The sequence below is a fragment of the Ferruginibacter sp. genome, from assembly GCF_014377975.1.
In the GTDB taxonomy this organism is placed as follows: Bacteria; Bacteroidota; Bacteroidia; order Chitinophagales; family Chitinophagaceae; genus Ferruginibacter.
This window is the reverse complement of sequence record NZ_JACMOO010000180.1, coordinates 1-14,416: the sequence shown is the minus strand read 5'-3', so window position 1 is coordinate 14,416 and position 14,416 is coordinate 1. Positions and strand designations below refer to the sequence as shown.

Here is a 14,416-nt window from a genome sequence, read left to right as displayed (position 1 = left end):
ATAAAGAAACTGATTTTTCAGAGTAATCCCTCCCAAAATTAAAATCACGAAAATAATTTCATCTCTGCTTTACCCAATCCATCAGGTGTTGTATAAAACGGTCTTTTTTCTACAACATAATGTGCATCTTCGGCTATACCTAATGCATGATAAATGGTTTGGTGAATCTGATCAATTACCAGTGGATTTTCAATTGTTTTGCAAGGCCTTTCATCTGCTGTTTTTCCAAAAACCTGGCCTTTTTTTATACCACCACCAAACATTAATATAGATCCTCCATCGGTAAAGTGACGATGCATTCCATAATTTTTCATGTCTGTAATAACATCAGGCTGAGATACCTGTTCCTGTACTTTTGCATCCGGACGGCCTTCTACCATCATATCCCGGCTAAATTCGCTGGCTAAAATTACAAGGGTTCTGTCAAGTCTGCCCGTGCGTTCTAAATCTTTAATTAATTGAGCAACCGGGCCATCTATTTGCTTTTTCATGTCCTTTAAACGCGTGTTACCATTTTCATGGGTATCCCATCCTTTAAAGGGTTCGTATTCTGTTGTTACACTTATAAAACGGGCCCCTTGTTCAGTAAGGCGACGAGCCATCAGACAACCCAAACCAAATTTACCGGTGTTGTATATGTCGTAGCTTGCTTTTGGTTCTCTGGTAAGATCAAAAGCCTGCGCTTCCGGAGATTTTAATAAAATGTAGGCCTGTTCCATTGATCTTTTTAAAGATTCTTTTTGGTAATCGCTTCCAAATTCGCCTACCGGACTTTGCCGGATCAGTTCATCATATAATTGATTTCTTTTTTCAAACCTGGTGTTGGACATGCCCGCCGGCGGACGAACACTATCCAATCCTGCTGATGGATCCGGTATTAAAAACGGACCAAACTCATTACCTAAAAAACCAGCACTGTGAAAGGCTTTTAATTCTTCACCTTCACCTAAAGTAAAGCGTTGGCCGATATCAATGAACGGAGGAATAACAGCATTTACGGGGCCTAACTGTTTGGCAATCCATGCACCTAAATGCGGGGCTAAAACAGATTGCGGTGGCCGGTAACAGGTATGCCAGTGATACTGATGACGGGCATGTAATATAAAACCCATATCTGCCGCAACGTACGAACGTATTAAAGTGCCCTTGTCCATTACTTTTCCAATAGATTCCAATCCTTCAGAAAAATTAATACCATCCAATGCGGTGCGAACCGGTGCGAAAGTGCTGAGCACACTATTAGAATCCATGCCCTTTGTAAAAGGAGTAAATCTTTTAGGATCAAATGTATCTGTATGGGACATGCCGCCTGCCATCCAAAGCAAAATAACGGTGTCAGCTTTAGAAGAAATTTTACTGCTGCAAGACTCCAGAAAACTGGTAACCGGCACGCCTGCCGCTAATGCAGCTAAGGTAGCTCCGCTGGTATTTTTTAAAAATTGCCTTCTGTTCCAATCTTTCATGGTTGCACAATTAATGGTATAATAAAAATAAATTTAATAAATAATTTGAAATTCAGGAAGCAGTACAATTGCCCAAAATAAATCCTGAATCGAATCTACATCCGCGTTAGTACCCAATGCTTTTATTGCTATTTCAAACTCTTTTTTTGTGGGGGCACGATTTAAAGCCCGGCTATAAAGTTCGTTAATAATTGCATCACTGGTATTGTATTTAGCCTTCCAGTTTTCTGCTCCCTTTTTCAACGCATTATTAAACCTTTCGCCTTTAGTAAGCTCAAGCGCCTGTAATAAATTTGCCTGCGATTCTCTGTTGGTTGATACCGTTTCCCTGCTTGGCCTCCCTAATGCAATAAGAAGTGGATTATTAACTACCAGTGATGCACGGGTAAATATTGGCTTTGGAGTAGCGGGTAAGCTTTTTGCATATGGATTATAACCCATCAACGACTCCTCAAATACCGGTTGAATGATGCTGCTGATGGCATCTGCAAATTGTTCGCCCGACATTCGTTTTATCAAGGTGCCACGAAAAACAAAATCCGGGGCAATTATTTTATTTGGATCCTTAAAACCAACTGAAGGCAACTGGTAGATATTGGAAGTAGTAATTAAATAAATCAATTCCTTGAGGTCGTATTTACCATCTACAAAATTATATGCCATCCAGTCCAGCAGATCCTGGCTCCAGGGTTCATTGTCCATTACATCAACTGGTTCAACAAGGCCACGCCCCATTAGCTGCGCCCAAACACGGTTAACAATGGTTCGGTATAAACGGCCATCTTCTGGCTTAGTCAGGTTTTCTGAAAGTTCTTTTCTTTTTACTTGTGTTGTTGCAGCACTATCAATGGTACCCAATTGTTTCCAAAGCATTGCCGGCCCGGTGTACTTTCCGGTTGGTTTATCGCAACGGTTTATTTCTAGCGAACTATCTGCGAAGATATTGGCGAAGCCATACGCATCGGTTAATTTCCAATCGCTTACAAAGCTATTGTGACAAGATGCGCATTTTAAATTAAGACCGAGAAAAACCTGCGAAACATTTTGTGCCGCCTGCATTTCTGTTCGTTGACTTGCATTAATTACACCCCGCCATTTAATACCTTCAATAAAACCTTTTGATTTCTCTGTAGGATTTATTAATTCCTGTACAAACTGATTGTACGGTTTATTGTATGCTAGTGATTTATACAGCCAGTCTGAAATATTATACCGGCCGCCGGTAATGTAACCAGTACCCGTATAATCGTTGCGCAATGCATCGTTCCAAAAAGTTATCCAGTGGGCTGCATAATCGTTATTGCGGTTTAAAACCTGCCGAACCCATAAGCCTCTTTTATCAGGCCTGTTATCTGAAATAAAAGCAGCTTCTTCTTTGGGTGTTGGAAGTAATCCAACAATATCTAAATAAATTCTTTTTAAATAAGTTCTGTCATCAACAGGTTGTGCCCAGGCTATTTTATGCTGTTTAAAATATTCATTTACCCAAAGGTCTATTGGATTTTTTAAATTGTTGGATGGTGCTGGCAATGGCGGATTTCTTGGCTCCAGTTTGGCTACCCGAAATTGAATATCCTTGTCGCCACCTGCAGGCCAGGGTGCACCTTTTTGTATCCATAATTTAATGATGTCAACTTCTGTTTCAGATAGTCTTTTATCTTTTGATGGCATTGCTTTTTTATCATTGGCAGCAAGCGTAATTCGTTTTACAATTTCGCTTTCCATTGGGTTACCAGCGGTAAGAATTACACCATGTTCGCCACCTTTAAAAATCATATCTTTTCTATCAAGCCTGAGTTCGCCTTTTACTTTATCCGGGCCATGGCATTTATAACAATTGTGGGCAAGTATTGCCCGTACTTGTATAGTAAGATCAGCCGCTTGTTTTTTTGTTAGTTTAGCGGTATCATTTTTAAGGGTAGCCACATCAAGATTATTTACGACAAGCGGCTTATAATCTGCGCTCCAGGGTATTGTTTCAGAAAGATAATCTCCTCCATGTGTTAAGGAGCCTCCAAAATGGCCTGCAATGGAAACACCGATGGCTGCAAAAAAAAGAATGCCCCTGTAAGCCTTTACTAAACCAGGCTGATTATTTTTTTTAAGCTGTAATAAAAAAAATAAAGCAAGTGAACCTAAAAAAGCTGTTGCAATACCTGTCCATTGATGGATGGCTAAAATATTTTTACCGTAATCGCCGGTACGGGCCAGCAACAATCCTAAAACGGCAGCTACGATGGCAGATACACCCCCTGTAATAACAAGCAGATTTATGCCCGGACGAAGTTTTGAATGGAAATTTTTTAGGGTAAAAAGTTCAAGTATAGCCGCAAATAAAATAAGCCCAACCGGAAAGTGAACTATCACCGGATGTAAGTGACCAAAGAAATTCCATAACCAAAATGATTCTTTTTGTGCTACAGGTGCAACTGCTGTCTGGGCCTGACTTTCAAACAAAAAAAATGGAATAATACTACAAGAAAGGATAATAACAAAGGCAATGCCCAGTTTCTTTTTATGTTGGAATTTAGAATTTAGCTTTTCAATCATAATTTTTCATACTACTTTTTAAAACTCAGTTATTGGATAATTTTATGATAATTTAACAAGGCTATATACTTGAATTATTCAATAAATTATAAAACGTAATTTATCATTCAGTCAAAGTATGATACCTGAAAACCGTAATGTAAACTGTTTTTATGAGCAAAATCGTTTATCAAATATAAATATAAAACGGTAGGTAGCCTGAACACAATATTAAAGTCACATTAAAATTTTTGTTTACAAAAGCGAAATGATTATTCTCATAAAGTTATGGATCACTTACTTTTATATTATTCCGAGTACAATATATTCTTTGGATTATACTTCAATTTTCGAGATCCTATAAAATGAAACATCCCTGGATATTTATCAGTTGCTCTTTCCTGACCAATGCCCTTACTTATTATATTGGCCGTTCAGATTTTCATCTTCTTTTATTTTTACCCCTTGTTTAAAATGATTAATCATCTTATTTGTTGCTTCAATATAAATTGGCTTATGCACAATTACAAAATGGGGAATGAAAAAATTGCACGGAGGTATCTAACAAAAAAGTAATATCGTTTAAAGATTCCTTTTTTGAGGATATTTTTTTTATTGCTACTGTATAATTTATACAGAAAAGAAAGTTACTATTGGTAATAGTAATTATTTATACCTTAGTAATACATACTCCCTGTTTTAATAACAGGGAACATTATTTAATACCAAAGGTTAACGGGCTAAACGCTTGTACAAGTACTTTTAAAGAACCAATGATTATGAAAAGTAAAGATTTAGTATCCCTTATTATTCTTCTGAGTTTTACATCGTGCAGTGTTTTACATAAAAATCTTACAAATCTTAATAAAACAAAATGGATACATGGAACAGGAGATTGTAAGAATAATATAGATCCTCCCATACAAATTGTTCAGCTTAATTATAATACCTGGGTGCTACGGCAGAATAAATGTATCAATTACGAGGCACCGTTCTTATTTTTATTCTTAGGAAATAAAAAAGCTTTATTAATGGATACCGGAGCAACAGAAGATGAAAATAAATTCCCGTTGTATGCAACTGTTAGAAAAATTATTGATAATTGGGAAAAAAAATCAGGTATTAAAGTAAGCCTGGTTGTTGCCCATACGCACGCCCACTCTGATCATACTGCCGCAGATGGTCAATTTAAAAATAAAGAAAATACAACGGTTGCGGGTTTAACGGTTGAGGAGGTAACCTCTTTTTTTAAAATTGAAAACTGGCCTTTAAAAAATAGTACTATTGATTTAGGAGATAGAATCCTTGAAATTATACCAATACCCGGCCATCAGGATGCATCGGTGGCAGTGTATGATTACGAAACAAAAATATTGTTATCCGGAGACAGCTTTTATCCTGGCAGGTTGTATATACACGATTGGTTATCTTTTAAATTAAGTATTGAGCGGTTAACTGAATTTACAACCAACCATACAATATCTTACCTCTTGGGCAATCATATAGAAATGACAAATCAACCCGGAAAAGATTATCCTACAGGAACAACATTTCAGCCTTTTGAACATATTTTGCCGTTAAAGGTCAGGGATCTTAAAGAACTTAATAAAGCACTTATTAAAATTGGAGATAAGCCACAGTATGAAGTTCACCACAGTTTTATTATATACCCTAAGTAAGTAATGGTAAAATAAAAGATATCATCCTGATATAAATAAGTGCGGTTTAATTTATTACTTTTAAAATAGATTAATTGAAAATAATCAAATTCAAAAATCCATTCATCTAAAATTTCTTCCACCGAAAAAAATCTTTGCCTGATCTGCATCCTTTAGTGTTGGTTTATTGTTTTGTGCATGCGAAGGGATAGATTTTTCATCAGCATAAGCCAACGTTAATACCTGGGGATTATCATTTTTAGCTGCCGTAAGCTGATGCAGTAATTTTGAAAAATCGTAACAATATTTTACAATTACATGAATTACTTCGCCTTCAATTTGCACTTTGCCTTCCACCATTATCAACCTTGATTGTAAAATTTCTTTTCTAAACTGATCAAAGAGTTTTTCAAAAATTACCAGGTTGGCAAAACCGGTTTCATCTTCAATGGTCATAAAACAAATGCCTTTGGCGGTACCGGGGCGTTGCCGTACCAATACAAGTCCTGCTACTTTTACAACAGCGCCATCTTTAAGTGCAGCTAATTGATTGGTTGGCGTAATACGAAGCTGGTCTAACTTTTCTCTTACAAAACTTACGGGGTGGGCTTTAAGGGAAAGTGATGTGGCAGCATAATCTTGCACAACATGTTCGGAGGCTGACATGGTGGGCAGCGATATATTTTCACCTGTTGCATCTGATGAAGGCTGACCTGCAAACATTGCCTCCGGTCTGTCTTTGGTAGATACTTCCCACAAGGCCTGCCGCCTGTCCAGTCCAATAGAACGGAATGCATCAGCATCTGCCAGTTTCTCCAGTGCTGCTTCAGGCATAGCAATATCACGGAGTGCATTGATGCTGTTGTAAGATTGTTTTCTGTTTTCTACTAAAATAGCAACGTCTTCATTCCGCAAGCCTTTTACCTGCCGGAAACCCAGCCGTAGAATACAATACTTCCCTGATTTTTCTTCCAGTTTATTATCCCAAAATGAATGGTTGATATCTACCGGCTTAACTTCAACACCATGCTTTATGGCATCGCCAATTAATTGTGCAGGCTGATAAAATCCCATGGGCATACTGTTTAAAATTGCACAGCAAAACACATCAGGATAAAAACATTTTAGCCAGGAAGAAACATATACAAGCAAAGCAAAACTGGCAGCATGGCTTTCCGGAAAACCGTAGCTGCCAAAACCTTCCAGTTGTTTAAAAACACGTTGGGCATATTCCATTTGATAGCCTCTTTCCATCATGCCTTTGGTTAACTTTTCTTCAAATTTTGTAACCAGTCCTTTTGCTTTAAAAGTGGCCATGCTGCGGCGCAATTCATCGGCTTCGGCTGCCGTAAAACCTGCGGCTACAATTGCAATTTTCATCGCCTGTTCCTGAAACAAGGGCACACCCAAAGTGCGGCCCAATATCTCTTTTAATTCAGGAGAAGGATACTCTACCGGTTCTTCGCCATTACGTCTTCTTAAATAAGGATGTACCATATCGCCCTGGATGGGCCCAGGTCGTACGATGGCTACTTCAATCACCAGATCGTAAAAGCAGCGTGGTTGCAGCCTTGGCAACATACTTTGCTGGGCGCGGCTTTCAATCTGAAAAACACCGATTGTATCTGCATGACAAATCATTTCATATACCGCCGCATCATCCTGTGGTATATTTGCCAGTGTTAAATGAAGCCCATAGTTTTCTTTGGCAATATTAAAAGCTTTGCGGATACAGGTAAGCATGCCCAATGCCAGCACATCTATTTTCATAAAGCCGAGTGCATCAATATCATCCTTGTTCCATTCAATACAGGTACGGTCAGCCATACGTGCATTCATAATGGGGCATAGGTCAGACAGCTTACCATTAGTAATAACAAAGCCGCCGGTATGTTGCCCAAGCTGGCGTGGAAAGCCCATAAATTCCTTCGTGAGCTGAAGCACTTTATGCAGGTGTTTATCAGCAGGATTAAACCCTTGTCCGGTTAATTGTTTGCCTTCAAACCATTCATCTGTAAACTCCCAGAGAGACCCTGATAATTTATGAATGGTATCCACTGATAAACCCATTGCCTTGCCTATATCCCGGATAGAACCTTTCTGGTGTTGCTGCGTAACAGTAGCAACAATGGCTGCCCTGTCACGGCCATATTTTTGAAACACATACTGCATTACTTCTTCCCGGCGCTCGTGTTCAAAATCCACATCAATGTCCGGTGGTTCATTTCGGGCAGAAGAAATAAAACGTTCAAATAACAAATCGAATTTTGTAGGGTTAACAGAAGTAATGCCCAGGCAAAAACAAATGGTTGAGTTGGCAGCAGAGCCACGGCCCTGACACAATATATTCTGCTGTCTGGCAAAACGTACGATATCATGTACTGTAAGAAAGTAAGCCGCATAATTCATCTCCTCAATAAACACCAACTCATGTTTTATGGAAGTGCTTATTTTTTCAGGCAGCACATCTCCAAAAAATTGTTTGGCACCCTGCCAGGCTAAGAAAGTAATTTCTTCCTGTGGCGTGCGGCCATCGGTTGTTAACTCTACAGGATATTCATATTTTAATTCATCCAGAGAAAAAGTGCAGGCTGCTGCAATCTCCTGTGTACGTATGATTGCATCGGGATATTGCCTAAACAATCTAAACATTTCGGATGGTGGTTTTAAATATCTTTCAGCATTGGAATACAGTAAAAACCCCGCTGTGTGAATAGTGCATTTCTCCCGGATACAGGTTACCAAATCCTGCAACTGTCTTCTTTCAGTTTTATGATAATGTACATCATTTGTGGCCACCATGGGTATGTTTAATTCAGTCGACAACTGTGCAAGCCGGAATAAATATTTACTATCATCTCCCTGGTAAAGCCTGTTTGCAGCGATGTATACATCATCTCCCAGGGCCTGCTTGTATTCTTTTGCAGCAATTAAAAAAGAAGCATCAAATTTAAAGAAGTCATTTAATCCTTCAGGTGGCAACACAATAAACTTTACTCCTTTTGCATATTGGTAAACATCTTTTTTATAGAGGTGACATTCTCCTTTTTTAGCACGGCGGTTTCCTAAAGTAAGCAGGTTGGATAACTGCGAATAGGCTTTGATGTTAGTTGGATAAGCAAGTAAACTTATGCCATCTATTAAATCAAGGCGGCAACCAACAATAATACGGATACCATTTTTTTTTGCAGCAACATGGGCACGAACGATGCCTGCAAAACTATTTCGGTCAGTGATAGCTATTGTTGTGTATCCCAATAGCACTGCTTGTTCAACGAGTTCTTCTGGATGAGATGCGCCACGGAGAAAACTAAAATTTGATGTTACCTGCAGCTCTGTATAATTCATACCGGTTGTGTTTTACGCAAAAAATCCATGAATAAACCATTGATAAGATTTGGCAACATCATAATGCCCTGAGCGAAATAGCCAGTAACGATGGCCTTCTTCATCTTCCACATAATAATAGTCCCTGTGTTTACCCTCCTGCAGCCACCATTCCTGTTCAATTCTTTCCGGTCCATCAGCTTTGGCAATTGTATGCAATTTACCTTTGTACCTGAAATTCATAGGTGGGTAATCCGGTACAGGTGCAGTTACAGTGATTGGTTCAGGTTGCGGTAATAATTGCAATGGTCTCGGCTTTTCGGCTTTCCAGTGGGTAAGTATTGTTTCATGTAAAATACCCTCTTTAAAAGAATGTTCAGGCCAGTAATGTTCATCCGGAACATAACGGTGAATATGATGGGTTCCAATCTTTCCGCCTATCCTGTCCAGCAGTTCGGCTAAACCAATATCATCTAAACCACTATTACTTTCAAAAAGTTTTTCCTGTACCGGTGAAAGTTCTTCTACTATTGGTGCTTCAAGGATAAACAACTCTATCCCCAACGCAGGTTCAATGGTGGCAATCTTATCTTCAAATAATTTAAATAAATGCCTGCTATTGCAGGAAGGACGATTGGTGCCAATCTCAATTGTTTTAATTTTTCCATCTACCCGGCAGCATTTTAATATCGCTTTTCGAAGACCCTTTTCTTCTTTTAAAAAACGTAGGCATAAAGCCTCCAGTAATCTATGCAACGCAATTTCAATACCTGTTGCTGTTACAATTGGTTCAAGGCAGGGTAATCTTTCCAGGTACAGTACTACAGGTATAACCGGTTCAATTATTTCGTCTGTACAACCTATTGCCTGGTCTAACCGAAGTAATAATTCTTTTCCAAAACGCCTGCGCAATGCCGTGCGGGGCATACTGATAAAATGTTGTATTTTACGGAGGCCCAGCTTTTCTAAGCGTTCTATTGTTGCCGGTTCCAGTCTAAGTGCAGATGGAGGCAATGAAAGCAATGCTGCTGTTTGCTGTCCATTTTCAATAATTAAATGGTTGCTTCCAAAGCGGGCAATCGCCCATGCAGTGCCAATAGTATCTGCCATTGCACATTGTGTATGATAACCGAAATAGCTTAAGCGTTTAGTAATGGTAGCCAGGTATTCGTTTTCACCTCCCCAAAGGTGCGGACAGCCCGAAACATCCAGTATCAGCCCATCTGGTAAATCAATTGCTGCTAAAGGCGTATAACGGATGCACCACTCCGCAAGACCTGTTAATAATTTAGCAGCTCTTTCCGGCTCCTCATCAAAATACAGCAAACCAGGAATGAAAGCTCTTGCATCGGCTAACAGCATATTGGAATTTACGCCCTGTTTTTGAGCCAATATATTTGCCGAGGTTATAATCATTCGTCCATGATCTTTTGTAACTATAACAAAAGGCAGTTCTTTTAAACCATGCTGGCGACGGATTAACCAATCCGTATTAAGATGACGGAACCATATAGACACAAAACGTTTACCCATATTACCCCGTTTTTTGTTGTAATTGTGGGGGAATAACCGCCAGTTTATAAATATGCCTGAAGCATCCTGCACTATGTTCTATCTGCCAGTTACCTGGCTTACCGTTTCTGACTTTTAACAAATCTACATTCCACCGGGGGAAACCTACGCCGGGTAAGCCATCTTCAAACTCACTGGATAAAGCTGTAATCTTCCATCGGGTAACACAGGCTGTAGTGGTTATACTTTGTGGATTATTACGAATGACGAAGCCTGTAACCTGGCTTTTTTCGACTGCTAATTGCAGGCGCCTTGATGCAGTAAAATTCAGTTCTTTTATTTCGCCGATCACTGCTGCAATGCCCGCACACTTTAAAGATTCTTCCATGGTCCACAGCATTTCTTTTTCTTTTTTCAAATCAATAAAAATGATTTTATCAGGTACAATACCAAATGATTTTAAGCCCGGAGGAAAAATGGTATGGGCGGAACCAATCCAGATAACTACACCACCGTTTTGCATTAGCGGAGCAAATATGCCTGCTATAAAAGCGCTTGTTACAGCAACATCTTCCCTCCCTCCGGCAATAAATTCGTGTATGGCTCCTATAGGAAATGAATTACCGGGAAAAGCATTTTTTAACGGACCAATTATTTTATCCAGGGCAGTATTATTCAATCCTGTTTTAATTCCCTGCAAGGGCAAAATATCCTTTTGCAACCTTGCAATAATATCTGCTTTTGATGCTGTCATTGATGTAAACTATTACTAAATAATTAGTAAAATTACTAAATAATTTAGCATAAATACTGATTTTATATTTTTCCGTTCATAAGTAATTTGTAAACAGAATATTAACTGCCTTTATTATGTTTGTAATCCCTGCTCCTCTTCTACATTTTTGAAAATAACCCACCTATACGGCACCTTATAACTTTTTTAATAAACGAAAATATTGTGCCAACTCATAGTTATTTTACAGGTATGGAATTTAAAAAAAAACAGGGTAATCCATATCCGGTTTTGGGTAAATTATATAATATTAACAAGGCGATTGTTACCACAGGAAAGAAAAAAAATAGTTACAGAAAGAAATATTTTAAGGCTGTATAAACCAGCAATTGATGTAAAAAAAAATACAGAAATTTTAAATAATTTGGAATGAATCATTTTACGATTTACGAATAACATTGATTTATTTTACACAAAGGTTTTCCAATGAAGAAAAGGAGCAACATTTGTTTACGGATAAAGAACTTTTTTGAAGAAGTATCCTTATCGTTGGTTTTACTGATATTTATATTTGTGGTGTGTATGTTGTGTTTGTACGCAGTGGCAGATATGGTTTTTGAAGATAATAACCCTTCTTTTGATAGGCATGTTTTTACTTCCATTTTACCCTACATTAATGCTGCTAATACGGGGATGATGCAAGTAATTACTTTTTTTGGCTCGGCTCAATTTTTAATACCTGCCAATATTTTACTCATCCTTTTTGTGCTCTTCATAAAAAAGCAACAATATGATGCATTGAAAATTTCCGCCATTACAATTATTGGTACTGCAGTACTGTTTTTGTTGAAATTTCTTCTCCAGCGGCAGCGGCCGTTGCTGCCATTAATTGCAAAGGCACATGGTTATAGTTTCCCAAGCGGTCATTCTTTTAGCAGCATTGTTTTTTATGGTATGCTTGCTTATATTGGCTATAAAAATATAAAAAATAACTTTATAAAATGGAGTTTGATTGTATTGCTTTTTATGCTGGCAGGTATGGTTGGCTTTAGCAGAATTTATTTAAAACTACATTATGCCAGTGATGTTATTGCAGGTTTTAGCCTTGGAATAATATGGTTATTGCTGGCTAAATGGATTCTATTTGGTAAGGTGAAAATACCTGCTGAATAAAACTTAGCTTTCTATCATGTTGAATACTTAATGTTATTGAATATTTAATAAGTCATTAGTTATTGGAAGTACCTGGCCGCATTGACGGAAAATTTTAGAAATATTATTAAACAATTGAAAAAATAAAATACTATTGTTAAAATACTTCGATGCGGACAATTGACTGGTCTCAATACGGTAATTCAAGCTACGGACTTTAGTCCGAGGCTTTAGCTTCTACAAACCTAACTAAATTTGTAGGATTCAAAATATTAGAAAAGGTAATCATAGTGTTTATCAATTGCATGTTCAGTTAGTATGGGGTACAAAATATTTTTATAAGTTTTACGAGGTGATATCCAAATTCGATGCAGGGAGTTAATCCGTCAGACTTGTGATAGTTTAGATATACAAATACTGAAATGAGTTGTAAGTAAAGATCATATTCATTTGCATTTAAGTTACCCTGCCAAATTAAGTATAAGTGAAATGTTGAAGCGTTTAAAAGGTAGGAATGCAAAAATATTGTTAGTGGAATATTCAGAGTTAAAGAGGAGGTATTGGGGTGGTCATCTTTGGGGAATAGGTTACGGAGTGCCATCAGGAAATAATAGTTCACCAATCCATACGAATAAAATTGTACGGTGAATCATTGCAAAAAAAAGTAAATGCAATAATGGGATTATTTTTATAAAAAAGCGACAAGGATTAATCACTATTTTTATTCCACAGCACACAGTTCTTTATCACTTTTTTAGTTTTATTTAGCAGTCTTTTTTAGAACCTTTTTTAAATCGTTTTTTAGGGAGTCAATTTGAAATGGCGGCAGGGGCTCAATTTGCATGGATTTTCCACTTTTAATGGAAATATGTCTCGTCCTGAAATAACCTTACATGTGGCCCAATCTTTTCATTTTAGTGATCTAGGAAAAAATACCGGTTATCAGAAATTCTGAACCAACGGTACCTTACAACTTATGGCAGACTGGCCGCACTCGATCAAAAAAAAATAAATAATAACCAGTTCCTGATGACCGAAGCTTTTGCATTATAAGTTGAGCCTTTTTAAATTCGGGGGCTCAGCTATACGACTAAATGTTAGCTGATGTTGTTTTTTCTATCTTTAGTTAATAAATTTCGATTGTCAAAAATATATGTGGTGTTTTTGTCTGCCATCCAATCAATTAGTTTTAAAACTCCAATTATATTTAAAGCTATTCCAAGTAAAATACCAATTAAAAAGTCTTTGGTTATAACCAAATTGTCTTCATCAATAATTTTAATAAAAAAGTAAATACATGGTGCAAAAAATAGTAAACTTGTTAACTGTCCTGCATTGTAAATAGTTTTTCCTTTAATGTTAAAAACTATCGTATGAGCAATTGTATTTCCAAGCGACACCATAATTGTTGCCATCCCTAACCAAACAGCTTCTTCTGCAAACAGGGCTGCAATAAAATAAGATAGCCAACCAATAAAAACATTAATGTAAAGCGAAGTATTAGTATTTAAAGGGTATCGGTCGGGTATTTTGCTTTTATACATTACCGTGTTAATCATTCCTGGAAATGTTCCCACAAATCTATATTCTTCCAACTGATGAAAGAAAAGAGATGTCAAACTTAACCACATTAAAAGTTGGTAGTTGGTCAATGTTTTGAAATTTAAATAAATAAATCCCAAAACCAAAATTGATAAGAATCCTCCAATGTCAAACCAGTGTTTTCTTAGAAATTTCATTATTCATTTAATTTGTCATGTTGTTGGTCAATAAGTAGTAATGTACTTTTTTATTTTAACCTTCTCTCCTATTACCTTCAATTTATCGTTAATCTTTTGCTCCCGGTTCGTAAGTACAGTTTCAAGAGCAAGATCAATTGCCCTTCGCAATGGTCTGCTGATGGACATAATTACTTGGGTCTTTGTTTTTGTTGTTGATTCCAACCTCAAAAAATTACCATCCACATGTGATTTGTCGAATTGATACCAGCCAGATATTTTCAATCCACAGTAACACGCAAAGAAGAACCAGACAGCAGCATT

9 protein-coding genes and 1 pseudogene are annotated in these 14,416 nt (G+C 37.4%); 3 read left to right on the top strand and 7 right to left on the bottom strand.

Going from position 1 to position 14,416, the window contains the following annotated elements; all coding sequences use genetic code 11:
* Positions 1–44: 44 nt before the first annotated feature.
* Both H7254_RS10580 and H7254_RS10575 read right to left on the bottom strand, forming a co-directional pair.
* Positions 45–1,463, bottom strand: a complete 1,419-nt coding sequence (locus tag H7254_RS10580) for a DUF1501 domain-containing protein (RefSeq protein WP_301924154.1) — start codon at positions 1,461–1,463, stop codon at positions 45–47.
* 33 nt (positions 1,464–1,496) lie between these two features.
* Positions 1,497–4,013 carry a DUF1549 domain-containing protein gene (locus H7254_RS10575; protein WP_301932939.1) on the bottom strand — a complete coding sequence of 839 codons (2,517 nt, stop codon included), beginning with the start codon at positions 4,011–4,013 and terminating at the stop codon, positions 1,497–1,499.
* A 758-nt stretch (positions 4,014–4,771) separates the two neighbouring features.
* On the opposite strand from H7254_RS10575, the gene H7254_RS10570 reads away from it, so the two are divergent.
* Positions 4,772–5,671 (top strand): MBL fold metallo-hydrolase, encoded by a 900-nt coding sequence (locus H7254_RS10570; RefSeq protein ID WP_301932938.1) that lies wholly within the window; start codon positions 4,772–4,774, stop codon positions 5,669–5,671.
* Positions 5,672–5,773: 102 nt separating this feature from the next.
* Here the strand turns inward: H7254_RS10570 and H7254_RS10565 are convergent, their stop codons facing one another.
* Genes H7254_RS10565 through H7254_RS10555 form a run of 3 tightly spaced genes read right to left on the bottom strand, consistent with a single transcriptional unit; the run spans position 5,774 to position 11,243 of the window.
* A complete protein-coding gene (locus tag H7254_RS10565; RefSeq protein ID WP_301932937.1) occupies positions 5,774–8,998 on the bottom strand; it encodes an error-prone DNA polymerase in 3,225 nt (1,074 codons plus the stop codon).
* 12 nt (positions 8,999–9,010) lie between these two features.
* Positions 9,011–10,510 carry a DNA polymerase Y family protein gene (locus H7254_RS10560; RefSeq protein WP_301932936.1) on the bottom strand — a complete coding sequence of 500 codons (1,500 nt, stop codon included), beginning with the start codon at positions 10,508–10,510 and terminating at the stop codon, positions 9,011–9,013.
* Position 10,511: 1 nt separating this feature from the next.
* Positions 10,512–11,243: an ImuA family protein gene (locus H7254_RS10555; RefSeq protein WP_301932935.1), complete on the bottom strand. Its 732-nt coding sequence runs from the start codon at positions 11,241–11,243 to the stop codon at positions 10,512–10,514.
* Positions 11,244–11,708: 465 nt separating this feature from the next.
* Between H7254_RS10555 and H7254_RS10550 the strand changes: the two genes are divergently transcribed.
* Positions 11,709–12,395 (top strand): phosphatase PAP2 family protein, encoded by a 687-nt coding sequence (locus tag H7254_RS10550; RefSeq protein ID WP_301932934.1) that lies wholly within the window; start codon positions 11,709–11,711, stop codon positions 12,393–12,395.
* 420 nt (positions 12,396–12,815) lie between these two features.
* Positions 12,816–13,022: pseudogene (locus H7254_RS21495) on the top strand (transposase); the annotation flags it as partial.
* 449 nt (positions 13,023–13,471) lie between these two features.
* Here H7254_RS21495 and H7254_RS10545 read toward each other — a convergent pair.
* Entirely contained in the window at positions 13,472–14,113 is a 642-nt protein-coding gene (locus H7254_RS10545) for an HXXEE domain-containing protein (protein ID WP_301932933.1), read from the bottom strand.
* Between the two features lie 27 nt (positions 14,114–14,140).
* The coding region (locus tag H7254_RS10540) for a hypothetical protein (RefSeq protein ID WP_301932932.1) at positions 14,141–14,416 on the bottom strand (276 nt) is incomplete at its 5' end.